At 70.2% G+C, this 23,919-nt stretch carries 24 protein-coding genes and 1 pseudogene; 15 read left to right on the forward strand and 10 right to left on the reverse strand.

Annotated features, from left to right (window positions below; all coding sequences use genetic code 11):
* Together ACHZD8_RS16970 and ACHZD8_RS16975 are read left to right on the forward strand one after the other, a co-directional pair.
* A pseudogene (locus tag ACHZD8_RS16970) lies at window positions 1-573 on the forward strand (beta-galactosidase); the annotation flags it as partial.
* Window positions 570-3,140, forward strand: coding sequence for a family 78 glycoside hydrolase catalytic domain (locus tag ACHZD8_RS16975; protein ID WP_394771610.1), 2,571 nt, complete (start codon window positions 570-572; stop codon window positions 3,138-3,140). The pseudogene ACHZD8_RS16970 and the gene ACHZD8_RS16975, both read left to right, overlap by 4 nt.
* On the opposite strand, the gene ACHZD8_RS16980 is transcribed toward ACHZD8_RS16975, so the two are convergent.
* Complete coding sequence (locus tag ACHZD8_RS16980) at window positions 3,129-4,025, reverse strand: helix-turn-helix transcriptional regulator (RefSeq protein WP_394771611.1); 897 nt, start codon at window positions 4,023-4,025, stop codon at window positions 3,129-3,131. The two genes, ACHZD8_RS16975 and ACHZD8_RS16980, sit on opposite strands and share 12 nt — an antisense overlap.
* A gap of 154 nt (window positions 4,026-4,179) precedes the next feature.
* Between ACHZD8_RS16980 and ACHZD8_RS16985 the strand changes: the two genes are divergently transcribed.
* From ACHZD8_RS16985 to ACHZD8_RS17000, 4 genes are read left to right on the forward strand one after another with little or no spacing between them, the layout of a single operon-like run.
* Window positions 4,180-4,383, forward strand: coding sequence for a ferredoxin (locus ACHZD8_RS16985; RefSeq protein WP_394771612.1), 204 nt, complete (start codon window positions 4,180-4,182; stop codon window positions 4,381-4,383).
* Entirely contained in the window at window positions 4,380-5,576 is a 1,197-nt protein-coding gene (locus tag ACHZD8_RS16990; protein WP_394771613.1) for an NAD(P)/FAD-dependent oxidoreductase, read from the forward strand. Before ACHZD8_RS16985 ends, ACHZD8_RS16990 begins: the two co-directional genes overlap by 4 nt.
* Window positions 5,573-6,799 carry a cytochrome P450 gene (locus ACHZD8_RS16995; protein ID WP_394771614.1) on the forward strand — a complete coding sequence of 409 codons (1,227 nt, stop codon included), beginning with the start codon at window positions 5,573-5,575 and terminating at the stop codon, window positions 6,797-6,799. The genes ACHZD8_RS16990 and ACHZD8_RS16995 overlap by 4 nt, the downstream gene beginning before the upstream one ends.
* The gene (locus ACHZD8_RS17000; protein WP_394771615.1) at window positions 6,796-7,722 is read left to right on the forward strand and encodes a hypothetical protein; all 927 of its coding nucleotides are present in this window, start codon (window positions 6,796-6,798) and stop codon (window positions 7,720-7,722) included. The genes ACHZD8_RS16995 and ACHZD8_RS17000 overlap by 4 nt, the downstream gene beginning before the upstream one ends.
* A 7-nt stretch (window positions 7,723-7,729) precedes the next feature.
* Here the strand turns inward: ACHZD8_RS17000 and ACHZD8_RS17005 are convergent, their stop codons facing one another.
* Complete coding sequence (locus ACHZD8_RS17005) at window positions 7,730-8,806, reverse strand: cation diffusion facilitator family transporter (RefSeq protein ID WP_394771616.1); 1,077 nt, start codon at window positions 8,804-8,806, stop codon at window positions 7,730-7,732.
* Window positions 8,803-9,168, reverse strand: a complete 366-nt coding sequence (locus ACHZD8_RS17010; RefSeq protein WP_394771617.1) for an ArsR/SmtB family transcription factor — start codon at window positions 9,166-9,168, stop codon at window positions 8,803-8,805. Before ACHZD8_RS17010 ends, ACHZD8_RS17005 begins: the two co-directional genes overlap by 4 nt.
* Window positions 9,169-9,290: 122 nt before the next feature.
* Here ACHZD8_RS17010 and ACHZD8_RS17015 point away from each other — a divergent pair, with 122 nt between their 5' ends.
* Both ACHZD8_RS17015 and ACHZD8_RS17020 read left to right on the forward strand, forming a co-directional pair.
* Window positions 9,291-9,905, forward strand: a complete 615-nt coding sequence (locus tag ACHZD8_RS17015) for a TMEM175 family protein (RefSeq protein WP_394771618.1) — start codon at window positions 9,291-9,293, stop codon at window positions 9,903-9,905.
* Window positions 9,902-10,444 (forward strand): cysteine hydrolase family protein, encoded by a 543-nt coding sequence (locus ACHZD8_RS17020; RefSeq protein WP_394771619.1) that lies wholly within the window; start codon window positions 9,902-9,904, stop codon window positions 10,442-10,444. The genes ACHZD8_RS17015 and ACHZD8_RS17020 overlap by 4 nt, the downstream gene beginning before the upstream one ends.
* 18 nt (window positions 10,445-10,462) lie before the next feature.
* On the opposite strand, the gene ACHZD8_RS17025 is transcribed toward ACHZD8_RS17020, so the two are convergent.
* From ACHZD8_RS17025 to ACHZD8_RS17035, 3 genes are all read right to left on the reverse strand, one after another.
* Window positions 10,463-10,939: a MaoC family dehydratase gene (locus tag ACHZD8_RS17025; RefSeq protein WP_394771620.1), complete on the reverse strand. Its 477-nt coding sequence runs from the start codon at window positions 10,937-10,939 to the stop codon at window positions 10,463-10,465.
* On the reverse strand, window positions 10,932-12,176 hold the full coding sequence (locus ACHZD8_RS17030) for an amidohydrolase (RefSeq protein WP_394771621.1): 1,245 nt from the start codon (window positions 12,174-12,176) through the stop codon (window positions 10,932-10,934). The genes ACHZD8_RS17025 and ACHZD8_RS17030 overlap by 8 nt, the downstream gene beginning before the upstream one ends.
* A 66-nt stretch (window positions 12,177-12,242) precedes the next feature.
* Window positions 12,243-12,992, reverse strand: a complete 750-nt coding sequence (locus ACHZD8_RS17035) for an MBL fold metallo-hydrolase (RefSeq protein ID WP_394771622.1) — start codon at window positions 12,990-12,992, stop codon at window positions 12,243-12,245.
* 234 nt (window positions 12,993-13,226) lie between these two features.
* Between ACHZD8_RS17035 and cysK the strand changes: the two genes are divergently transcribed.
* Window positions 13,227-14,165, forward strand: a complete 939-nt coding sequence (cysK, locus tag ACHZD8_RS17040) for a cysteine synthase A (RefSeq protein WP_394771623.1) — start codon at window positions 13,227-13,229, stop codon at window positions 14,163-14,165.
* Window positions 14,166-14,169: 4 nt separating this feature from the next.
* Window positions 14,170-14,748, forward strand: a complete 579-nt coding sequence (gene epsC, locus ACHZD8_RS17045) for a serine O-acetyltransferase EpsC (RefSeq protein ID WP_394771624.1) — start codon at window positions 14,170-14,172, stop codon at window positions 14,746-14,748.
* Here epsC and ACHZD8_RS17050 read toward each other — a convergent pair.
* The gene (locus tag ACHZD8_RS17050) at window positions 14,745-15,650 is read right to left on the reverse strand and encodes an EamA family transporter (protein ID WP_394771625.1); all 906 of its coding nucleotides are present in this window, start codon (window positions 15,648-15,650) and stop codon (window positions 14,745-14,747) included. The genes epsC and ACHZD8_RS17050 overlap by 4 nt on opposite strands.
* A gap of 73 nt (window positions 15,651-15,723) precedes the next feature.
* Here ACHZD8_RS17050 and ACHZD8_RS17055 point away from each other — a divergent pair, with 73 nt between their 5' ends.
* The 3 genes from ACHZD8_RS17055 to ACHZD8_RS17065 are packed head-to-tail and all read left to right on the forward strand — an operon-like array spanning window position 15,724 to window position 18,355.
* A complete protein-coding gene (locus ACHZD8_RS17055) occupies window positions 15,724-16,797 on the forward strand; it encodes a type III polyketide synthase (RefSeq protein WP_394771626.1) in 1,074 nt (357 codons plus the stop codon).
* Entirely contained in the window at window positions 16,794-17,330 is a 537-nt protein-coding gene (locus tag ACHZD8_RS17060) for an isoprenylcysteine carboxyl methyltransferase family protein (RefSeq protein WP_394771627.1), read from the forward strand. Before ACHZD8_RS17055 ends, ACHZD8_RS17060 begins: the two co-directional genes overlap by 4 nt.
* Window positions 17,327-18,355 carry an NAD(P)/FAD-dependent oxidoreductase gene (locus ACHZD8_RS17065; protein WP_394771628.1) on the forward strand — a complete coding sequence of 343 codons (1,029 nt, stop codon included), beginning with the start codon at window positions 17,327-17,329 and terminating at the stop codon, window positions 18,353-18,355. The genes ACHZD8_RS17060 and ACHZD8_RS17065 overlap by 4 nt, the downstream gene beginning before the upstream one ends.
* 67 nt (window positions 18,356-18,422) lie before the next feature.
* Here ACHZD8_RS17065 and ACHZD8_RS17070 read toward each other — a convergent pair whose 3' ends face one another.
* Window positions 18,423-19,238: a DeoR/GlpR family DNA-binding transcription regulator gene (locus tag ACHZD8_RS17070; protein ID WP_394771629.1), complete on the reverse strand. Its 816-nt coding sequence runs from the start codon at window positions 19,236-19,238 to the stop codon at window positions 18,423-18,425.
* A gap of 111 nt (window positions 19,239-19,349) precedes the next feature.
* Here ACHZD8_RS17070 and ACHZD8_RS17075 point away from each other — a divergent pair, with 111 nt between their 5' ends.
* Both ACHZD8_RS17075 and ACHZD8_RS17080 read left to right on the forward strand, forming a co-directional pair.
* Window positions 19,350-20,666, forward strand: coding sequence for an alpha-glucosidase/alpha-galactosidase (locus ACHZD8_RS17075; protein ID WP_394771630.1), 1,317 nt, complete (start codon window positions 19,350-19,352; stop codon window positions 20,664-20,666).
* Window positions 20,663-21,571, forward strand: a complete 909-nt coding sequence (locus tag ACHZD8_RS17080; RefSeq protein ID WP_394771631.1) for a class II fructose-bisphosphate aldolase — start codon at window positions 20,663-20,665, stop codon at window positions 21,569-21,571. Before ACHZD8_RS17075 ends, ACHZD8_RS17080 begins: the two co-directional genes overlap by 4 nt.
* 103 nt (window positions 21,572-21,674) lie before the next feature.
* Here ACHZD8_RS17080 and ACHZD8_RS17085 read toward each other — a convergent pair whose 3' ends face one another.
* Window positions 21,675-23,108 carry a DUF222 domain-containing protein gene (locus ACHZD8_RS17085; RefSeq protein ID WP_394771632.1) on the reverse strand — a complete coding sequence of 478 codons (1,434 nt, stop codon included), beginning with the start codon at window positions 23,106-23,108 and terminating at the stop codon, window positions 21,675-21,677.
* 334 nt (window positions 23,109-23,442) lie between these two features.
* Window positions 23,443-23,913 (reverse strand): SRPBCC family protein, encoded by a 471-nt coding sequence (locus ACHZD8_RS17090; protein ID WP_394771633.1) that lies wholly within the window; start codon window positions 23,911-23,913, stop codon window positions 23,443-23,445.
* Between the last annotated feature and the right edge of the window lie 6 nt (window positions 23,914-23,919).

Genomic DNA, 23,919 nt, shown 5'->3' on the forward strand with positions numbered 1-23,919 from the left:
GTGACCGTGGCCATGTACCTGGCCACCAAGGCCGCGGACCCCACCCGCCCGGTGATCGACGCCTCCGGCTACTCGCATCGAGTGCGGGGAGCGGATGTCTACGACTCCCACTCCTACGAGCAGGACCCCGAGGCGTTCCGCGCCCAGCAGTCCGGGCTCCGGGACGGTCGACCGTACCTGAACGACCACGACGGGGTGCCGATCTCCTACGGCTACTCCGCGCAACCGTACTTCGTCTCGGAGTACGGCGGCGTCTGGTGGAACGCCGCCCGCCTGGCCGAGGAGCAGGAGAATTCCGACGATCCCCACCGCGACACCTCGTGGGGCTACGGGCAGCGAGTCGACGGTCTCGAGGCCTGGCATGAGAGATTCGCCGGGCTCACCCGCGTGCTGCTCGACGATGCCGGGATGTTCGGCTACTGCTACACGCAGCTCACCGACACCTTCCAGGAGGAGAACGGAATCTACGACTTCGACCGCCACCCCAAGTTCGACATCGAGCGCATCCGCGCCGTACAGATCGCGCCCGCCGCGTACGAAAGCGCCGACACCATTCAGGTAGGAGAAGCATGACCGCCACTGTCACGTCCATCACGATCGAGCTGCGAACGGACAGCGACGACGTCGCGGTTTCGACGCCGCGTCTGAGCTGGACCACCGCCTCGACCACCGGCGGGTGGACCCAGGCCGGGGCCGAGATCGAACTCGACGGCGAGCAGCTCGCGACCGTCGACGGTCGCGACTCCGTGCTCGTCGCCTGGCCGTTCGCGCCGATCGCGCCACGGTCCCGGCACGCCGTGCGCGTGCGGGTCACCGGGAACGACGGGGTGGTGTCTCACTGGAGCGAGCCGCGCGAGTTCGTCGCCGCCTTCCTGGCGGACGGCGAGTGGGTCGCGCCCATGGTGGGCCTGGCGGCGCCGGAACGCGACGCCCAGCCCGCCCTGCTCCGCACCGAGTTCGCGATCGCGGCCCCGGTCCTGCGGGCGACGCTGTACGCGACCGCGCATGGTGCGTACCAGGTGCAGATCAACGGCCGGGAGGTGGACGACCAGATCCTCAAGCCGGGCTGGACGCCGTATCCGCGTCGCCTCATCCACGAGAGCACCGACGTCACCGCGCTGCTCGCGGACGGCCCGAATGCGATCGGCGTGCGGATCGCCGGCGCCTGGTACACCGAGCGCTACGGCTTCCGCGCGAACTCGACGCCGTTCTACGGCGAGCAGCCCGCGGCGGCGCTTCAGCTCGCGATCGAGTACGTCGACGGGTCCACCGACACCATCCTGACCGGGCCGGACTGGCGGGCGACCGGGGACGCGCCCATCGTCGCGTCCGGCATCTACGACGGAGAGTCCTACGACGCGCGCCGGGAGCCGGGCGGCTGGACGCAAGCCGGTTTCGACGACGACGGCTGGCAGCCGGTTCGGGTCGACACCGAACCGATGCCGGTGCCCACGGCCAGAACCTCGCCGGCGGTTCGCGCGATCGAGGAACGTGCGGTCGAGCAGGAGCTCGTCTCGGCATCCGGCCAGCCGATCCTCGACTTCGGTCAGAACCTCGTCGGACGTCTGCGCATCCGCGTTCGCGGGGAGGCCGGCACGGTGGTGACGCTGCGCCACGCCGAGGTGCTCGAGCACGGTGAACTCGGCATTCGACCGCTTCGCCTCGCCAAGGCCACCGACACGTACACCCTCCGGGGAGGCGACGAGGAGGTCTGGGAACCGGCCTTCACGTTCCACGGGTTCCGCTACGCCCAGGTGACCGGGCTGCCCGAGCCCATCGGCGGCGACGCCGTGACGGCGGTGGTGATCCATAGCGACATGCGGCGCACCGGATGGTTCGAGAGCTCGCACGAGATGCTCAACCGACTGCACGAGAACGTGCTCTGGGGAATGCGAGGCAACTTCCTCTACCTGCCCACCGACTGCCCCCAGCGCGACGAGCGCCTGGGCTGGACGGGCGACCTCCAGGTCTTCGCTCCCACGGCCAGCTTCCTCTACGACACGAACGCGTTCCTTACCTCGTGGACGGTCGATCTCGCGGGGGAGCAGACAGCGGCCGGCGGCGGCATCGTGCCCTTCATCATCCCCAATGTGCTGCACGACGCCGCGACGCCGGCGGCGGCCTGGGGCGACGCGGCGACGGTCGTGCCGACCGTGCTGCGCGAGCGGTTCGGCGACGTCGGCGTGCTCGAGGCGCAGTTCGACAGCATGCGCGGATGGGCGGACTGCCTCCTCGCGCTCGCCGGAGACCGGATGCTGTGGGAGGGCGGGTTCCAATTCGGCGACTGGCTCGATCCCACCGCGCCGCCGGACAACGCGGCCCTGGCCAAGACCGACCCGGACATCGTCGCGAGCGCCTACCTGTACCGGTCGGTGGACCTCACCGCCCGGGCGGCCGAGACGCTGGGCCGGCACGCCGACGCCGAACACTACGCGGCACTCGCCGAGAAGGTGCGCGCGGCGTTCCTGAGCGAGTACGTGACCGCGACCGGACGGATGGTGTCAGACGCGCAGACCGGGTACGCCACGGCGATCGTCTTCGGGCTGTCCGGATCGAGCGCGCAGCGCGCCCGGATGGGGGAACGGCTCGCAGAACTGGTGACCGCGAACGGGTATCGCATCGGAACCGGCTTCGTCGGCACCCCGGTGATCGCCGATGCCCTGACCGCTACCGGCCACCTCGCTACCGCCGGGCGGCTGCTTACCCAGACCGAGAACCCGTCCTGGCTCTACCCGGTGACGATGGGCGCGACGACGATCTGGGAGCGCTGGGACAGCATGCTCGAGGACGGGTCGATCAACCCGGGAGAGATGACGTCGTTCAACCACTACGCGCTGGGTGCCGTGGCCGACTGGCTCCATCGCACGGTCGCCGGCCTCGCGCCGGCGGCACCCGGCTACCGCGTGATCCGCATCGCGCCCCAGCCGCTCGCCGAGCTCGATCACGCGACCGCCAGCCTCGATACCCCGTATGGTCCGGCCCGCGTCGCCTGGCGTCGTGAGGGCGACTGCGTGGTGGTGGAGGCGGAGGTGCCGGCCAACGCCACGGCCGAGGTGGTTCTGCCGGGGGGTGAGCCGATCATGGTGGGCTCCGGCGCCCACTCCTGGACGGTGGACTCCGTGCCGCCGTCAGGGGCGTAGCTGTCCGGAGGCGTACCGACTCGGGGGAACGTCGTGCACCGAGGTGAACACGCGGGAGAAGTAGAGCGGGTCGGCATAGCCGACCCGCCGGGCGACCTCGTTCACGCGGAGCCCGCTCGTGCGCAGCAGGAGGGCGGCCTCCTGCATGCGTCTCCTGCGCGACCACGCCACGACGGAGAGGCCGGTGTAGCGCGCGAACAGGCGCTCCGCGGTCGTCGGGCTGCACTTGCCGGCCTCGGCGATCTCGGAGACCGGCAGATGACGGTCGATGTTGGCGAGGATGTGGTCGATCATTAGTTCGAGCACCGCCGGCACGCCCCGCGCGACCGGTTCGCTCCCGGTCCAGCCCGAGCTCTCGTCGGCGATCAGGGTGCCGAGGGAGCGCAGGCACGGCTCGTCGGTTCTCTCCGCGAGAAAGCGCTCGACTCCGTAGGAAGCGAGGGCGATGAGGCTCCTGGCCGTGGTGGAGCGGCTCGACCGGAGCACGGGGCGCTCGGGCCGTTCCGGGCCGCGCCGCCAGGGCGCGCCCAGGAGGGGATCGCCCGAGCGCACCCCGACCCGGGGCACGACGGGAACCGTGGAGTCGTGCCATGGAACGAGGTGGATGGTGCCGACGTGAAACGGCGAGTGGTCGTCTGGCCGATAGTCCACGTCATGGCGCCAGGGGAGTCGCAGGATGGAGTTGGTGGTGAGGGCGAAGGACTCGCCCGCACTGGTGATGACACCGGCACCCTGCACGACCCAGACGAACGACACACTCTCGACGAGGTCGTGGTGGATGTGCTCGCCGGCCCGGAATCGATACCAGTTCGCCCCCACCAGCACGGGCCCGCCGGCGTCGCCGACGTCACGGTCCCTTTCGCCCACCGAAGCTCCCATCTCCATCTAGTCACCCTACCAACTGCTGTTTTGACGGGGAATTCCCGAGACCGAGTGGTCGAATCATCCATGCTTTGGAGCGCCCAGTCATGGTCTTGGACCGCCGCCGCTCCTAGCCTTTTAGAGCCCACCGAAGACGGTGGCCACGAGGAGGATCGTCATGAACATCACCGTCGACACGTCGGTCTGCATCGGCGCCGGACAGTGCGCCCTCGTTGCCGGCGACCTCTTCGACCAGGACGACGACGGCATCGTGATGCTTCTCGACAGCGAACCTGAGATGGGGCTGGAGGCGGCGGCCCGTCGTGCCGCCGCGCTGTGCCCCGCTCGGGCGATCGCCATCGCCGAGTCCGGGCAATCGTGACCGAGCGCTCGGGAGTCATGATCGTCGGTGCGTCACTCGCCGGGCTGACGACGGCGGAGGGCCTCCGCGCCGAGGGGTATGCCGGGTCGATCACGCTGGTCGGCGAGGAAGACCACCCGCCATACAGTCGCCCCCCGCTGTCGAAGCAGGTGCTCTCCGGCCGGTGGACTGCCGCCCAGGCGATGCTCCGGGATGGGGCACAGTTGGCCGCGCTGGACCTGCGCCTCGTGAAGGGACGCGCGACCGCCGCCGATCTCACCGCGCGCACCGTCACGGTCGAGGGCGACACGCTTGCCTACGAGCGGCTCGTCGTCGCCACCGGTGTGCGGGCACGACGCCTGCCGGGGGCCGAGGGTGTGGCCGGCGTGCACACCCTGCGCACCCTCGACGATGCCATCGGCCTGCGCGATGACCTGCCGGCAGCCGGACCGGTGGTCGTGGTCGGAGCCGGTGTGCTCGGCTGCGAGGTGGCGGCCTCGGCCCGCGCCGCCGGGCACGACGTGACGATCCTCGGCCGCTCCACCGAGCCACGGTTCGGCCAGACCGCCACGCCCCTCTCCCCCATGATCGCGGCGCTGCTGCTGGAGCACGGCATCCGACTTCGGATGGGCGTCGACGTCACCGACGTCGTCGGTCGCAGCCGCGTGGCGGCCCTGAGGCTCTCGGACGGATCCATCGTTCCCGCGGACGTGGTCGTCGCCGCGATCGGCTGCGTCCCGTCCGTCGACTGGTTGAGCGGCACGGGGATCGATCTCACCGACGGCGTGCTGTGCGATGCCGGCGGCGTGGCGGCCCCCGGGGTCTATGCGGTCGGCGACGTGGCGCGCTGGCTCGACCCCGCGACGGGCGAGTCGCATCGAGTCGAGCACCAGGCCACGGCGATCGAGCAGGCCCACGCTGTGGCGCGACTCATCGTCACGGGTGAGGTCGGCGCCCCGATCGTGCCCTTCTTCTGGTCGGAGCTCTTCGGCAACCGCATCCTGGTGCACGGCCGTCTCGACCCCGGCGCGCCGCTCACGATCCTCGCGGGAGACCCCGCCGACCGTCGTTTCGTCGCCGCCACGATCAGGGACGGTCAGGCGACCGGCCTGATCGGCTGGAACATGCCGCGTGAGTTCCGTCAGGAACGGGCGCGGATGCTCGAGAGGTCGACCGAAAGCACCACCCTTCTGAGAGGAACACCCGTTTCATGAACGACTCTGCCCCGACGACGACGGCCGTGAGCGAGGCGGGTTGCCCGTTTCACGCGAAGCGAACCATCCCCACCGACGGCACGCCCCTCGCGCCCTCCCCCACCCTCGCCGCCTGGCGCGACGAGGCGGCGGCGACCCCGCTGCACTATTCGGACGGACACGACGGCCTGATCGTGACCAGGCACGAGCTCGCCCGCCTGCTGCTCGAGGACCCGACCTTCAGCCAGCAGCCGCAGCGGATGCCGGGCGAATCGGAGCTCGGCAGCTCCTTCGGCCCGGGCGTCGACGATCGGGCGCTCGCCGCGATGGAGGTCGGCAACCTGCTCGGTCTCGACTCGCCGCAGCACGCCCGCATTCGACGGACCATCCTCGGGCGGTTCTCCGTTCGGTCGGCGCGCGGCTACCAGGCGGATGTGGCGGCGATCGTCGCCCGCCAGCTCGAGCATCTGCGCGCGCAGGGTTCGCCCGCGGACCTGACGAAGCACTTCGCCCAGCCGATCTCCGCGGCGGTGCACTGTCGCGTCCTGGGCATTCCGCCGAGCCACGCCGAACAGTTCTCCGCCCTCTACGTGGAGAAGTCGACGACGGAGCAGAAGATCGACTTCCTGCGCGAGGTGCTCGACGTGAAGCGCGCCGAGCCGGGCGAGGACGTGCTGAGCGAGTTGTTGAAGTCCGACCTCACCACCCCGGAGGTCGAGGGCGTGACCGCGGTGCTGTTCGGCTCCGGGCGCGACTCCGTGGCCTACATGATCGCCACCAGCACGGTGGCGCTCCTGTCGCATCCGGATCAGCTCGAGGCGCTGAGGGACGACCCGTCGCTCATCTCGGGAGCCATCGAGGAGTTCATGCGGTTCGGTGCCATGTTCATCACCCTGTTCCCGCGAACCGCGACGGAGAACGTCGACTTCGGCGACGTGCAGATCCGGGCCGGGCAGTCGGTCTCGGTGTCGCCGGTCGCCGCGAACCGCGACGAGCGGCGCTTCGAGAATCCCGAGCGTTTCGACATCACCCGCGACGCCTTCGGACACCTCGGCTTCGGGCACGGCATCCACGGCTGCGTGGGGCAGCAGGTGGCACGGTTGGAGATCCGCGAGGCCATCACCCAGATGCTCGCCGGCCTTCCCGGCCTGTTCCTCGTCGAGGCGGAGCAGACGGAACCGATGCCGTTCGCCCACCCGGTCGCGACCTACGAGGCCGGCGCCGTGATCGTGGGCTGGCGATGAGCGCGGCCGCCTGGACCACGCTCGTGACCGGCGACTCCGACGACCGGTGGATGCACTCCGGCGTGGGCGTGCTGAGCGATGGCCGGGTGGTGTTCGCCGAGCCGGGCGGCGGCGCTCTCGTGATCCTCGACGAGGCGACCGGCGACTCGACGCGGGTGCCGACGGGCACCGCGGACGCGCACGGGATCTCGGTGCTGCGCGATCCGGCCGGCGACCAGGTCTGGATCGCGGATCCGGGGCCGGGCGCCGATGCCGGCCAGCTCATCCGGGTGGCCCTCGACGGCTCCGTCGTGGACCGCGTCGTCGAGCCCGGCCGAGCCGGGGCGGGGGAACGGTGGAAGCCGACCTCGTCGGCGGTCGTGACCGACGGCCCGCACACGGGAGACCTGTGGATCGCGGACGGCTACGGCCAGAGCCTGGTGCACCTGGTGCGGGCGGACGGCGAGACCTTCACCCTGGACGGCACCTCGGCCTCGGTGCGCTTCGACTGCCCGCACGGCGTCGCGATCGACGAGCGGGGGTCGGAGCCGCTCGTGGTGGTCGCCGATCGGGGCAACCGCCGCGTCGTCTTCTTCGACCTCGACGGCGGGTTCGTGCGCACCGTCGCCGATCCGGTGATGACCAGCCCGAGCTCGCTCGCGGTGCGGGGCGACGACCTTCTCGTCACCGACCTGTTCGGGGCGCTGCTGCGCATCGACTCGCACGACGCCGTGCACGCCGTGGTGCCCAGCGCCAACGCGCAGGACCGTGCCGGATGGCCGAACCGCGTCTCGCAGGGGGAGACCGTGCGCCCAGACCTGCGCGACGGCATCCTCAACAGCCCGCACGGCATCGCCGTCTCGGACAGCGGCGACGTGTACCTGACGGAGTGGATGTTCGGGGGCAGGGTTGTGCGACTCGCCCTGCCGGAGGGTACGCTCTAGCCCAGGCTCACCGGGTGACCGTGCGGATGGCCATGTCGTCCAGGTTCGGCAGGGCGTGTCCGAGCCGGTGTTCCGCCTCCCGGACGATGGCCTCGGCGTCGGACAGCGAGCTGTCGGCGACGACGATCGTCGCGGCCCCCTGAAGCCTGTGCCCCACCCAGCGCAACTGCAGGAGCGGAGTGGAGAGCACGCCGGGAGTCGAGTCGAGCGCCGTCTGCGCGCGATCCACGAGTTCGGGTTCTATCCCGTCCATCAGGCGCCGCCCGATGCTCTTCACCGTCCCCCAGAGCAGCACGATGATCGCCGCGGAGATCAGCAGCCCCACGATCGGGTCGGCCAGAGGGAATCCGAGGATCACCCCGAGGGCGCCCAGGACCACGGCGAGGGAGGTGAATCCGTCGATGCGGGCGTGCACTCCGTCGGCGACGAGCGCCGCCGATCCGATCCGCTGGCCCACGCGGATGCGGTAGATGGCGACGATCTCGTTGCCGGCGAAGCCGACGAGGCCGGCCACGAGAACCCACCACAGGTTATTGAGCGGGTGCGGGTGGAGCAGGCGGTCGATGGACTGCCAGGCCGCCACGACCGCCGACAGCGCGACGACGCCGACGATGAACAGGCCGGCGAGGTCCTCGGCCCGCCCGAAGCCGTAGGTGTACCGGCGGGTGGCCAGGCGCCGTCCGAGCACGAACGCCACCCAGAGGGGAACGGCGGTGAGGGCGTCGGCGAAGTTGTGGATGGTGTCGGCGAGCAGCGCGACGGATCCGCTGACGAGCACGACCACGAATTGCAGGATGGTCGTGCCGAGCAGAATGAAGAGGCTAATCTTCACCGCGCGCACGCCCTCCTTGCTGGCCTCGAGTGCGTCGTCTATCGAGTCGGCCGCGTCGTGGGTGTGGGGCACGAACAGTCCATGGAGGAATCCCCGGAAGCCGGTCGGATGCGCGTGGCCGCCGTCGCCGTGGGAGTGCCCGTGCCCGTGCTCGTGGTCGTGGTCGTGGCCGTGCTCGTGCTCGTGGTGCTGGTCGTGCTCGTGCTCGTGGTCGTGCTCGTGCTCGTGCTCGTGCTCGTGCGTCGTGCTCATGCGGTGGCCTCATTCTGTGAATGGTGGTGGCGGGGCGTGCCGCCGAGCGAGTGTTCCGCCTGAAGGATCGCGTCGGTGACCAGCTTGCTGGCGTGCTCGTTCTCGAGTCGATAGAAGACGCGCTGGCCGTCCTGGCGTGCGGACACGATCCTCGCGAGCCGGAGTTTGGCCAGGTGCTGCGAAACGGCCGCCGGAGACTTGTCGACGATTTCGGCGAGGTGATTCACCGACTGCTCGCCGTCCCGCAGCGCGAGGATCAGGCGCACCCGGGTGGCGTCGGCGAGCATCGCGAACACCTCCACGGCCAGTTCCACGAACTGCCCGTCCGGCTCTCTCCCGCATATCTGCTTATCTGCGTCCATACGCACATCTTCCCACGCCGCGGAGGTTCGGCCCGCCGGGCCGACGAGTCGGCCCGATAGGCTGAGGCAGATGTTGGCAACCCGCACCGGAAGCACCGCCCCGGGAGAGACATCGGTGTTCGGTGAGTGATGTCGCCTCGCCTGTCGATCCGAGCATCGAACGACTCGTCGGCTTCACCAATGGTGTCGTGGCGATCGCGATAACGCTGATCGCCCTGCCCCTCGTCGACATCGCCCGCTCCGTGGAGTCGCGCCCCGCCGCCGACTTCCTCTCCGCCAACGTGCTCAACCTGGCGGCGGCGGCGTTGAGCTTCGTGGTCATCGCGGCCTTCTGGAAAGACCATCACCGGCTCTACCGCAGTGTCACCGGCTCCACCACCGCGCTCATCAACGCGAACCTGGTCTGGCTGGCGACCATCGTGTTCCTGCCGGTGCCCACCGTGCTCATCGTCGACTCTCCCGGTCACGACCCCGTCGCGGCGGGCGTCTACGTGGCAACCGTGCTGGTGGCCGAGACCTCGATCCGCGTGCAGAAGGTGATCCTTGAGCGCAAGGGACTCCTCGGGCCCGGCATCGCGGCATCCACCGTGTTCGTCTGGGCGGACTGGATCCTGGTGCTGCTCACCCTCGTCGCTCTGATCGTGACTGTTCTCTTCCCGGTGACCAGCCTCTATCCGCTGGTGCTGATCGTGCTCGCGCGCCCGATCAAGTGGCTCGCGCTGAGGGGGGCCCCGTGACGAAGGCGCTCCTCGTCATCGACATCCAGAACGACTACTTTCCGGGCGGTGCGTACTCGCTCGTGGGGAGCGAGGCGGCCGGCGAGGTCGCCCACCGCATCCTGGAGGACGCCCGATCGGCCGGGATGCCCATCGTGCACCTTCGGCACGTCTCGGTCGAAGAGGATGCGACGTTCTTTCTGCCGGGCACGAGCGGAGCGGAGATCCACCCCCTGCTGGCGCCGGCGCCGGGGGAACTCGTGCTCACCAAGTCGCTGCCCAACGCCTTCGTCGACACCGCCCTGGAGCCCCTCCTGCGGGAGGGCGGCATCGACGGCCTGGTGATCGTGGGGATGATGAGCAGCATGTGCGTGGACGCGACGTCGAGGGCGGCGCTCGACCTGGGCCTCGACGTGACGGTTGTGCATGACGCGTGCGCGGCACCGGACCTCGAATTCGAGGGAACCGAACTGCCCGGAAGTGTGGTGCATGCGGCGTTCATGGCCGCCCTTCGGGACGCCGGGGCCACGGTCGTGGCATCGACCGACCTCCGGGCGTAGTTACTCCGGCGCGCGCCCTCAGCGCGGTGTCAGGGTTGCGCCGCGGCGGAACACGAGCATGCGGGCCACAAGACGCTGCCGCTCCTCGCCGTTGGCCGTCAGGGTGCGGCTCTCCACCGTGACGATCCCTCGATCGGGCCGCGACCGGCTCGGCGTGATCTGGGTGATCGCCGCCTCGGCGTGAAGCACGTCGCCGGCGCGGGTGGCCGTCGGCCAGGAGACCTCGGCACCGGCCCCGATCAGCCCGTCCGCGAACGGCAGGCCGCTCGTCACGAGCAGGTTCATGGTGATGGCGGCCGTATGCCAGCCGCTCGCTGCCAACCCTCCGAAGAAGGTGGCGGAGGCCGCCTCGGCGTCGAGGTGGAAGACCTGCGGGTCGAACTGCGCGCCGAAGGCCAGGATCGCCTGCGCACTGACGACGTATTCGGCCGTGCGATACGAGTCCCCGACGTGGAGATCGTCGAGGTAGAGGCCGCCCGCCTCGGGCTCAGCCATGCGCGGAATCCTCGTCCCGGCCCTCGGCCAACCACTCCAGCGCGGCGACCGCGAGGTGGGAGACCCCGCGCTCGATGGTGGGCGAGATCACCGGGGCGAAGTGAGGCGAGTGGTTGCTCGGGATGTCGCTCTCCACCGTGCCGGCCGCGGTCGCCGCCGCGAAGGCCTGCGGATCGCATCCGCCCAGGAACCAGAACACGAGCGGGGCGCCGGTGGCCTTGGCGAGTTCTCCCACGTCCTCGCTGCCCGAGGCCGTGCCGACGTCGATCACGGCAGCCTCGCCGTACTCCTCGACGAAGCGGCGGTGCAGGCGCTCGGTCTCCGGCGCGGCATTGATGGTGGCATCGGCCCGCTCGACGCTCACGATGGTGGGCGCGACGGTCATGCCCGAGGCCTGCGCCTCCGCCTCGGCGATGCGGGTGATCGAGGCGAGCATCCGATCGCGGGAGTCGGCGTCGACGCTGCGCACGCTGAGTCCCAGGGTCGCGGTGGCCGGGATGATGTTGTTCTTCGATCCGGAGTGGAAGCTGCCGACCGTGACCACGGCCAGTCGGCCCGGCTCGACCTCGCGGGAGACTATGGTCTGCAACCGCATGACCGTCGCGGAGGCCGCGACGATCGGGTCGATGGTGGTCTGGGGCCGGGATCCGTGGCCGCCCCGGCCGGTGAAGGTGATGTCGATGCTGTCCGCACCGGCCATGGCGGTGCCGGCGCGCAGGGCGAGCAGGCCCGCCGGGAACGGGGCGACGTGCTGGCCCAGCACGACGGTGGGGCGGGGAAACCTCTCGGCGAGCCCGTCGGCGACCATGGCCTTGGCGCCGGCGATGGTCTCCTCGGCCGGCTGGAACACGGCGACGAGGGTTCCCGACCACTCGGACCGACGAGCCATCAGGGCCTCGACCGCCCCGACGAGGCAGGTCACGTGCACGTCGTGACCGCAGGCGTGCATGAGCGGCACCTCGGTGCCGTCCTCCGTGACCGCGGTGTCCGTGCTCGCGTAGTCCAGCCCGGTGTCCTCGCGCACGGGGAGGCCATCCATGTCGGCGCGGAGGTACACGACGGGCCCGTCGCCGTTCCTGGCGACCGCGACCACGCCGGTGCCGCCGACCCCGGTGGTGACCTCGAGTCCGAGGGACGTCATCAGTTCGGCCACGATGCCCGCCGTTCGGTGCTCGGCGAACCCGAGCTCCGGGTGGGCGTGCAGGTCTCGGTAGAGGCTCTCCAGGTCGGTAGTCATGGCCAGATGATAGCCCCGCGCGCCGAACGAACCTCTGGGCCAGTATCCCAATCGGCCAGTGTCCCCTCAGCGGACGAGCGCGACTGGCATGACTCCCAGCGGGCCGTGGCCGGGCAGGAAGCGCTCGGCGCCGAGGCCGAACAGCACGCTCAGGTTTTTGGGAGTCAGCGCGTCGTCGTCGTTGAAGATCGGGTGAAGCACCTGGGGTCCCGTTCGCCGTACCGTCGGATGCCCGGTGACCAGGGCGTCGCCGGTGACGACGATGCCGTGCTGCGGAAGGTGGAAGACCGTGTGGCCGGGTGTGTGGCCGGCAACGGCCAGGGCAACCGGGTGCCCGGGCAGGTCGAGCGGCAGGTCCAGTTCGAGGGCTTCCACCCCCTCGTAGCCGACCGGCTCGAGCCCGCCCTGGCGCACCGCGTGCACAGCCCAGGCCACGATGCGGGGGTTGTAGGCGTGTCGGAGGATGTCGGGGATGCCCACCTGATGCAGCACGGCCCGCCGCACGTGGGCGACCTCGGCGGGGGCGCTGAGCACTCGAGGCGCCCGGGCCGACCGGGCGACGAGTCGGCCGACGTTTCCGATGTGGTCGGAGTGGCCATGGGTGAGCAGGATCGCCTCGAGGGAGCGGGCGCCGGTGCGCTGTGCCACCGCCTCGAGGGTCTCGTCGACCAGCTCCGCGTTGCGCGGGTACCCGGTGTCGATGAGGGTCACGGAGTCGCCCTCGGTGAGCACGACCCAGTTGACGCTCGGGCCCCTCGCGAAGAAGACGCCCGGGGCGGCCTCGGTGAGGGAGAGGGCGTTTCGGGCGGAGGTCATGCTGACCAGTCTCTCCCGGCCCGCGCTTCTCCGGAGGTTTCGGCCACGGCATCCGAAATTCGCCCCGACACGCCGCCCGGCCCGCATCGCGGCGCGAAAGCTCCGGAGAAACGCGGGGTAGTGGCGCGGGGTAGTGGCGCGGACCGACGGTGACGACCAGCCCCGACCGCGACACCGTTACGCCGCCCGGGCGAGGCCGGGTACCGTATACCTGTACCCGAGAAGGAGCGAACAATGGCGACCCGCATCTACAACGACATCACCGAGATCTTCGGCAACACGCCCCTCGTGCGACTCAACCGGGTGGCCGACGGCGTCGGCGCGACGGTGCTCGCCAAGCTCGAGTTCTACAACCCCTCCGCGAGCGTGAAGGACCGGCTCGGAGTCGCCATCGTGGACGCCGCCGAGGCCTCCGGTGCCCTGGCGCCCGGTGGCACGATCGTGGAGAGCACGAGCGGCAACACCGGCATCGCCCTCGCCATGATCGGTGCCGCCCGCGGGTACCGGGTGATCCTCACGATGCCCGAGACGATGAGCCGGGAGCGCCGGATGCTGCTGCGCGCGTACGGCGCGGAACTGGTGCTCACCCCCGGGGCCGGGGGCATGAGCGCCGCGGTCGCCACGGCGCGGGAGATCGTGGCGAGCACGCCGGGGGCGGTCTTCGCCGACCAGTTCGCCAATGCGGCCAACCCGGCCATCCATCACGCCACGACGGGGCCCGAGATCTGGCGGGACACCGAGGGCGCCGTCGACATCTTCGTCGCCGGCATCGGAACGGGGGGAACCATCTCCGGCACCGGCGAGTTCCTCAAGGAGCAGAAGGCCGACCTGCAGGTGATCGGCGTCGAACCTCAGGAGTCCGCGATCCTCAACGGCGGGGCACCGGGACCGCACAAGATCCAGGGCATCGGGGCCAACTTCGTGCCCGAGGTGCTCGACCGTGAGGTCTACGACGAGATCATCGACGTGAACATCGCCCAGTCGGTGGCGATGGCGCGCCGTCTCGCCGCCGAGGAGGGCATTCTCGCCGGCATTTCGTCCGGGGCGACAGTGCACGCGGCGCTCGAGGTTGCCGCGCGCCCCGAGAACGCCGGCAAGACGATCGTGGTGATCGTGGCGAGCTACGGCGAGCGGTACCTCTCCACGGTCCTCTACGAAGACCTCGCGGACTGATCGGGTGGCCTTCTCTCGACTGCGGGAGGACATCGCCGCGGCTCGAGCGCACGATCCGGCAGCGGATTCGAACGCCGAGGTGTTCCTCGCCTATTCCGGCCTGCACGCCATCTGGGGCCACCGGGTCGCGAACTGGCTCTGGCGGCGGCGGCTTCGCCTGGCGGCTCGGGTCTACTCGCAGCTTGTGCGATTCGCCACCGGGGTGGAGATCCACCCGGGGGCGACCCTCGGACGCCGGCTGTTCATCGACCACGGAATGGGCGTGGTGATCGGCGAGACCGCGGTGGTCGGCGACGATGTGGTGATCTATCACGGAGTCACTCTCGGCGGCACGAGTTCCCGACGCGAGATCCGTCACCCCAGGATCGGCAACGGCGTCGTCATCGGCGCCGGGGCGAGCGTGCTCGGCGCGATCAGCATCGGCGACCGGTCGATCGTGGGGGCCAACGCCGTCGTCGTGCGGGATGCCCCCGCGGATTCGGTGATCACCGGCATCCCCGCCCGGGCGCGACCCCGGGTCGCGACCTCGTCGACCGGCCCGCTGCACCCGGACACCTACACCGATCCGGCGATCTACATCTAGAGCTCGTCGATCGGGTTCGGCAGGGTGTCTCCTCGCGGTGTGCGGGAGGCGGTGCGCACCGCCCCGATGCTCGCTGCGATCACGAGCCCGATCGCGACCACGCCGACCACCGTGAGCTTCTGCCCCAGCAGCAGGAGGCCCGCGATCGTCGCGATCGCCGGGGACAGGCTCATGAGGATGGAAAAGGTGGCCGACGGCAGCCGACGCAGCGCCACGAGCTCGAGGGCGTACGGGATGGTCGAGGAGAGCATGGCGACGGCGGCGCCGAGCAGCAGGATCTCCGGCCGGAAGATGGCCGGTCCCGCCGAGGCGATGCCGAGCGGCAGGGCGAGGATCGCTCCGATGGTCATCGCGATCGCGAGCCCGTCGAGTCGCGGGAAGCGCGAGCCGGTGCGCGCGGAGAGCAGGATGTAGCCGGCCCAGGCCGCGGCGGCGGAGAACGCGAAGACGAGACCGAGCGGGTCGAGCGATCCGAAGCTGCCCTGGCCGAGCAGGGCCACCCCCGCGAAGGCCAGCACCGCCCAGAGCCAGCTGATCGCGCGGCGACTCATCACCACCGAGAGCACGAGGGGCCCCAGCACCTCGATCGTGACCGTCGCGCCGAGCGGGATGCGGGCGATCGCCTCGTAGAAGAGGGCGTTCATGCCGGCGAGGGCCACGCCGAACGCGATCACCGTGAGCCAGTCGTTGCGGCTGTGGCCGCGCAACCGCGGACGGGCGACGGCCAGCAGCACGATCGCGGAGAAGCCGAGCCGCAGCGCGACCATGCCCAGCGCGCCCGTGGTGGGGAAGAGCAGCACGGCGAGGGAGGCGCCCACGTCCTGGCAGACGAGGCCGATCACCACGAGTCCGACGGCGCCGATCGGGCGCGCGGCCGGTCGAGTCGTGGATGCGGGGGTCACACTGCAACGTTAGGGGCGAATTCGAAGCGGCCCGACACTCGGGGCGGCGGTCGGAACGTGTTACCGTCGCGGAATGGCCCGAATAGTCGCCGTCGCCCCCGCGCTACCGGTCAACGTCTACGCGCAGTCCGAGATCACCGACACCATCGTGCCGATGGTCACCTCCGACCCGGGCAAACAGGCCGTGATGCGCCGGCTGCACGGCTCAAGCAGGGTCGACACCCGCCATCTCGTGATGCCGATCGAGCGCTACCTCGACCCGACCACCTTCACCCAGTCGAACGGCATGTTCATCGAGGTGGCCGCCGACCTCACCGAGCGCGCCCTGCGTGACGCCCTCGACATCGCCGGACTCGCACCGGCCGACATCGACTACGTCATGTTCACCTCCGTCACCGGCATCTCGGCGCCGTCCATCGACGCGCTGCTCGTGGCCAGGCTGGGGCTGCGCCCCGATGTGAAACGGGTGCCGATGTACGGCCTCGGATGCGTGGCCGGGGCCGCGGGGATCGCCCGCGTCAACGACTACCTGGTCGGTCATCCGAACGACGTCGGCGTTCTGCTCGCCGTCGAGCTCTGCTCGCTCACCTTCCAGCGCGACGACGACTCGATGGCGAACCTCGTGGCGACCGGGCTGTTCGGCGACGGAGCGGCGGCCGTGGTGATGGTGGGCGACGAACGGGCGAAACGAATGACCGTCACGGGTCCGGACGTGATCGACGCGCGAAGCCAGCTCTACCCGGACACCGAGTCCGTGATCGGCTTCAACGCGAGCGAGACGGGCTTCCGCATCATCCTCACCGCCCAGGTGTCCGAGGTGATCGAGGCGAACTTCGGCCGGGACGTCACCGGGTTCCTGGGCGACAACGACCTCGGGGTGGACGACATCGACACCTGGATCGCCCACCCGGGCGGGCCCCGGGTGCTCGAACAGTTCCAGTCGTCGCTGGGGCTCGCGGATGGCGCGTTCGACAACAGCTGGAGTTCGCTGTCCCGGGTGGGCAACCTCTCGTCGGCGTCGGTGCTGCACATCCTCGCGGAGGAGCTCGCCGCCGGACCGCAGACCGCGGGCGACGACACCGTCGTGTTCGCGCTCGGCCCCGGGGTGAGCGCCGAACTCGTACTGCTGAGGTGGCCGTCCGCATGATCTGGTTCCTCATTCTGATTCTGGCCACGGGCGCCGAGCGCATTGCCGAGGTGGTGATCTCGAGCCGCAATGCGGCCTGGGCGTTCGCGCGCGGCGGCCGGGAGTACGGCCAGCGCCATTACCCATACATGGTCGTGCTGCACACCGGGTTCCTGCTCGCCTGCCTCGCCGAGGTCTATCTCGGCGACCGGCCGTTCATCCCCCTGCTCGGCTGGCCGATGCTCGCGATCGCACTCGCCTGCCAGGGCCTGCGCTACTGGTGCATCGGCACGCTCGGGCGGCAGTGGAACTCGCGCATCGTGGTGGTTCCGGGCCTCGGCCGGGTCACCCGCGGCCCGTATCGCTTTCTCAGTCACCCCAACTACGTGGTCGTGATCGCGGAGGGCATCGCGCTCCCGCTCGTGCACACGGCCTGGATCACGGCCGTCGCGTTCACGGTGCTCAACGCGGTTCTGCTGTTCGGGTTCCGCATCGCGACCGAGGAGCGCGCGCTCGCCGCCCTCGAGAAGATCAGCGTGACGCCGCCGTCATGACCGCGGACTTCGACGTCACGGTCGTCGGCGCCGGTCCGGTCGGGCTCGCCGCGGCCATCGAGGCGCGGATGCTGGGGCTCACGGTGGCGGTGATCGAACCGCGTGCCTCGGCGATCGACAAGGCCTGCGGTGAGGGACTCATGCCGGGGGCGCTCCCGGCGCTCGCGCGGCTGGGGGTCGACCCTGCCGGCCATCCGCTCAGCGGGGTGAGCTATCGCAGCGGCACGACCAGGGTCGACCACCTCTTCGGCGCCGCCGCCGGCAGGGGCGTGCGACGGACGATTCTGCATTCCGCCCTGGCCGCGCGGGCGGCGGAGCTCGGCGTCAACCTCGTGCCCGGCAGGGTGGACTCCCTCGAGCAGGACGATTCCGGCGTCACGGCCGGCGGCATCCGGTCTCGGTATCTGCTCGGGGCGGACGGACTGCACTCCACGGTGCGCAGGCTCACCCGGCTCGAGCGGCCGGTCGCCCAGAAGGTCCGCCGGTTCGGGCTGCGGCGGCACTATTCGATGGCCCCGGAGGGCGACCTGATCGAGGTCTACTGGACGAAGACCGTTGAGGCGTACGTGACCCCGGTCGGCCACGACCTGGTCGGCATCGCGATGCTCGGCCCGCAGGGCACCAACTTCGAGCAGGCGCTGGCCGAGATCCCCGAGCTCGCGGCGCGGGTCGCCGGTCGCCCTCCGGCGAGCGACCTGCGCGGCGCCGGCCCGTTCCGGCAGCGCACCACCGCCCGCTCGCTCGGCCGGGTGATGCTGGTCGGGGACGCGTCCGGCTACGTCGACGCGATCACGGGAGAGGGCATCCGGGTGGGCCTGGCCCAGGCCAGGGCGGCGATCGACTGCGTGGCCGCGGAGAACCCCGGGCGCTACGAGAGGGAGTGGTCGAGGCGCACGCGCGACTTCCGGCTGCTCACCGCGGGGCTTGTCGCGGCGGCCAACTCCCCGCTGCGCACCAGGATCGTTCCGACGGCCGCCGCGCTGCCCGGCCTCTTCGGCGCCGTGGTGGATCGGCTGGCCCGCTGAGGGTTCGGTGGGCCATGGTCGACAGGGGCAAGCCCGAGACCAGCCTCCCGAACCGACGCAGAAGGGGTCAATCCACCTCGACGACGTGGATCACGACCCCGGCTGCAGCGATGCGCTCCAGTTCCTCCGGATCCGCGCTCGAGTCGGTGATGAGCTCGTGGATCTGATCGAGTCCGGCCACCTTCGCGAGCGTGATCCGCCCCACCTTCGAGCCGTCGGCCACCACGAGCACGCGCTCGGCGTGGGTCACCATGGCGAGGTTGGTCTTCGCCTCGGTCTCGTCGTGGGTGGTCGCGCCGGCCAGGGCGCTGATGCCGTCGGTGCCGAGAATCGCCGTGCCCACGTTGATCGCGTTGAAGGTGTTCTCCGCGAGCGAGCCCACGAGCTCGAAGGAGTTGGAGCGGATCAGGCCGCCGGTCATGAGCACCTTGAGGTTGGGGCGCGAGGCGAACTCCATTGCCGTGGTGAGCGAGTTGGTGACGATGGTGAGCTCCGACCGGTTGGCGAGCGCCTTCGCCACCTCGGCCGTCGTCGATCCGCCGCTCAGCGCGATCGCGTAGCGCCCGGCGGGGATGAGCAGGGCAGCCTTGCGGGCGATCAGCTGCTTGGCGCGCCGAAACTGCGAATCCTTGAGCCGCACCGGAAGCTCGGACTGGCTGCCGACCGCGCGGGCTCCGCCGTGGGTGCGGGCGAGCAGCCCCTGCGCCTCGAGGTCGGCGAGGTCGCGACGGATGGTGGCCGCCGAGGCGCCGAGCGCGTCGGAGAGCACGGAGAGTGGCACGGTGCCGTCGCGGCCCAGCAGCTCGAGGATCGACACCATGCGCTGCGAGCGCTTGGACGAGGCCGCCCGCGGAACGAGGAAGCCCGGTGCTGCGAGACTCATTCGTTGCCCTCTCCGGAACATTTGCTTCAATCGCTCAGGAATTCTGAGCACTTGGACGAAAAAGAGATCGAAAACTTGCGCGGTTTGATCATACAAGTCGATGATCGCTCTATGACTACGGTTACCTTCATTGGCGCGGGAAGCGTCGTTTTCACCCGCCAACTGGTGGCCGACATCCTCGGATTCCCCGAACTCGTCGACGCGACCCTCGTGCTGCACGACGTGGACGCGGCGCGGCTCGCGGTGGCGGAGGGCACCGCCCGCCAGGTCAACGAGAGGCTCGGCGCCCGCGCCACGATCTCCTCCACGCTCGACCGTCGGGTGGCCCTCGAGGGCGCGGACTTCGTGATCAACACCATCCAGGTGGGCGGCATCGACGCCACCCGCAAGGACCTCGAGATCCCGGCCCGCTACGGCCTCAACCAGACCATCGGTGATACCACCGGAATCGGCGGCGTGTTCCGGGGGCTGCGCACCTTCCCCGTGCTGAGCGAACTCACCGCGGACATCCGCCGCTACTGCCCGGACGCCTGGCTGCTCAACTACACCAACCCGATGGCGATGAACATCTGGTGGGCCTCGGTCGTGGCCCCCGAGGTGAAGGCCGTCGGCCTCTGCCACAGCGTCTACTGGACCGTGCACGACCTCGGCGAGCTGATCGGCGTGCCGATCGAGGAGACCCGCTACCGTGCCGCCGGGGTGAACCACCAGGCCTGGCTGCTCGACTGGACACGCGACGGCGAGGACCTGTATCCGCTGCTGCGCGAGAAGATCCGGCAGGATGACGGCCTCTCGCGCCGCGTTCGGGTGGAGATCTTCCGACGGCTGGGCTTCTATCCCACCGAGACGAGCGAGCACTCCTCGGAGTACCTGCCCTGGTTCCTGCGTTCTGCGGAGCAGATCGAGCGCTACCGCCTCCGGCCGCTCGAGTACATCGGCATCAGCGAGGAGAACGTGGCCGAGTTCGAGCAGGCGAAGCGGTCGCTCGCCGACGGCACTCCCCTCGTGCTCGAGCAGAACGCCGCCGAGTATGCCCCGCAGGTGATCCACTCGATGGTCACCGGCAACCCGCGGGTCATCCATGCGAACGTGGTCAACGCCGGCCTGATCGACAACCTGCCCCAGGGCGCCGTGGTGGAGGTGCCGACGACGGTGGATGCCTCGGGCCTCACGCCGCATGCGATCGGGGCCTTGCCCGTGCAGTGCGCCGCCCTCAACCGCCCGTATCTCTCGGTGGCGGAGCTCACGATCGAGGCCGCGCGCACCGGCGACCCCCGGCTGATCCGGCAGGCCGTGCTCATGGACCCGAACGCCAACTCCACCCTCACCCCCGAGCAGATCTGGGAGCTCTGCAACGACCTCGTCACGGCCCACGGCGACCTGCTGCCCGAGCCGCTGCGCGAGCTCATCCCCGCGGACGCGCTGTGACGCTGGCACCCACCGCCGCCCTCATCTCCGAGGCGGTAGCGCGCGGCGGCGCGGTGCCGAGCTTCAACGTGATCTCGCTCGAGCACGCGGAGGCGATAGTCGCCGGGGCCGATCTGGCCGGCGTCGGAGTGCTGCTGCAGCTGAGCGAGAATGCGGTGCGCTACCACGGCGGACTGCGGCCGATTCTGGCGGCCTGCCGGGAGCTCGCCGCCTCCGCGCGGTCACCCATCGGCATCCACCTCGACCACGTCGAATCGGCGGCGCTCGTCGACGAGGCGATCTCTCTCGGCCCGGCGTTCGGCGCCGGTCTTGGGTCCGGCCCTGATTCTGCCGTGCCTACTGGTTCTTATGCCGCGTGGGGCCTCGGATCCCTCATGGTGGACGCCTCGACCGAGCCGTACGAGCGGAACGTCGCCCTCACGGCATCCGTGGTCACTCGCGGGCGTGCCGCCGGTCTCTGGATCGAGGCCGAGCTCGGCGAGGTCGGCGGCAAAGACGGCGCCCATGCGCCGGGGGTGCGCACCGACCCGCTCGAGGCGAGCCGGTTCGTGGCGGCCACCGGCGTCGATGGCCTCGCCGTGGCGGTCGGGAGCTCGCACGCGATGACGGAGCAGACCGCGTCGCTCGACCTCGACCTCATCGCTCGGCTCGCCGAGGCCGTGTCGGTGCCCCTTGTGCTGCACGGCTCCTCCGGAGTGCCGGATGCGGTGCTGCGCCAGGCGATCGCCGCCGGCATCCGCAAGGTGAATGTGGGCACGGGTCTCAACGTCGCCTTCACCGCCGAGGTGCGTGCCGTGCTGGCCGCGCAGCCGGACCTGACCGATCCGCGACGCTACCTCGCCCCGGCCCGGGATCGGGTGAGCGAGCTTGTGGCGCACCTCTGCGAGGTCATCGCCGGCGGGTGAATGTGGCGCGGCGCCAGAGGGTCGCCGGCTCGATGGTTGCACGCCCGGTGGCCACCGGGAACTGGCGAGCGTGCTCCGAATACCCATTTCACGCAGGCTTCCGTTACGCGAGCCGGGTCGCGTAGAGGTCACGGAACGCCGCGCTCTTGCTGGGCATCGGCCGGGGTGCCTGCTCGGGGTCTAGGCGGGCAGGCGGGATGAGCCAGTACCCGGCGTGGTCGTGCGCGATCTCCCACCCGTTGTTGTGCACGAGCATGTGGTGATGTCGGCACAGAAGCACCCCGCGTTCGAGATCGGTCTGTCCGTGGTCGCGATGCCAGTGGTCGATGTGGTGCGCTTCGCACCAGCTGGGTGGGCGGTCGCAGCCGGGGAAGAGGCATCCACCGTCGCGGGCGGCAAGTGCGACTCGTTGACGGGCGGTGAAGAGGCGGCGTTCGCGCCCGACGTCCAGGGCGTTGCCGTTGGAGTCGAAGGAAATGGCGATCGACCCGTGCGCGCACGCGATCCTCTCGACCGTGGCGATAGAGACCGGGGTCGCGATGCCTTCGAGGTAACCGGCCCCGATGCCGGTGTGGAGTGCCCGCGCCGTGACGAGCACGCGCACCGAGGGCGAACGTGATCCGACGATTTCACGGGACGCGGGGGTGTCGCCGTCACAGGCGAGGCGCAAGAGGTCGGTGAAGGTGTCGTGCACGTATTGGTCGACAGTTCGACCGTCGCCGTGAGCGCCTCCGGAGGCGGCCTCCGCCCAGTCGCGGTCCTCGGCGTTGAGGAAGCTGACGTTGCCCCGGCGAGGAGCGGTGACGCGGTCGTAGAGGTCGTCCCAGAAGGCGGCGGCCTCGAGGTCGGGATCGACGATGTACCGGCTGAGCCCGTTGGCCCGGCGCACCCGACGGATGGAACGCTCGTCGCGCAGTTGCTGTTCGCGCTGCGCGACCCCACCAACATCGAGATCGTCGCGCAGCCGGCGGGCGCGCACGAGGAGCTCGTCGGCGTTGAGGGAAGTCGCGTCGGCGATCAACGCCCGCACGGCGGCGGTCAACAACTCGCTGGTGACGAGCGCTGACGGGGCCCCGAGGCCGGTGCGGATGGCGCGCGCGGCATCCACCGAGAGGTCGCCGGAGGCCACGGCACTCCCGACCGCCAGCAGCCAGGGATCGGGCAGGTCATCGATCTGCAGCTCGGAACAAAGCACGGAACTGGATTCATGCACCAACGTGCCCACAGCGACGAGGGAAGAGGCCTCCCGAGCAGTGGAGCCGGTGGCCTGTTGCACGAGTCTCTCGGCGGTGCGGAAGCCCAGGCGCTGGGCGAGTCCGTCGTAGCCGAGCTCCCGGCGCGAGCGGTGCGCGATCTCGCCGGCGATTGCCGACGCCGCGGCCTCGAGTGCCCTCCGCGCCTCGGTAAGGATGCGCTGGGAGTCGAGCAGGCCATCGTCATCGAGAGCGCGGACCGCGGTCGTGGCAGGGGGAATCGCACGCGCGGCCGACCGAATCGCGGCGAGCGATTCGGTGAACGTGTCTTCGAGAACTGCCATGCGTATAGCTTTCCAGAGTCGAACCTATATCTGAATAGAACTCGAAAACTGGTGGATAACCCGCCGACTTGGGTGTGTGTGGAGGAGTGGAGCGGGCCACCAGAGGTCGGGCGTTTCGCCTGCCAAGGGCGAGAAGGCGGTGGGGAAGAGAAGGGGGGTTAGGGGGCAGGAGATAGGCGGAGAGCAGGAGAGCAGGAGAGCAGGAGAGCAGGAGAGCAGGAGAGCAGGAGAGCAGGAGAGAGGTGAGGCGGGAGAAGTGAGCGGGAGACAGAGGCGGGAGGAGATAAGCGGGAGGAGAGAGCGGAGAGAAGCGAGAGAAGCCGCTCCCTCAGGATCAGCGACCGCCCGGCACGCCCGGGCCGACCGCGAACTGCCCGGGCAGCAGCGAGTAGGTGCGGGCATGGGCCAGCCGCGCCTGGGCGGTCATGTAGCCGAGCACCAGCCGCGGCGCCGTCACCGTGGTGATCTCGGTCAGCGCGGTCTTCCCCTCCACGAGACTCGCTCGCGTGGTCGTGAGCAGGGAGCATCCCGGTGCCGCGCGCACCGTGCCGACCATCGAGGTCTGCGAGCTGCGGAGCATTCGGGCGGGGAAGCGGATCGAGTAGCGGAACGGGCCGAGCCGAGGGCGCTCGACGACGCGCCAGTCCGACCAGGATCCGTCGTCGTCCGAGCCGGTGGCGACCACCTCGGCGGACACCAGGTACGGGTGCAGGCCGCGGTGCCGCGAGAGGTCCATCAGAAAGTCGATCACGGCCGGCGGGTCGGCCGAAATGGTCGTCGTCAACTCGAATGTCTGCGTTGCCACGTGATC

The organism is Lacisediminihabitans sp. (genome assembly GCF_043726815.1).
Lineage (GTDB): Bacteria > Actinomycetota > Actinomycetes > Actinomycetales > Microbacteriaceae > Lacisediminihabitans.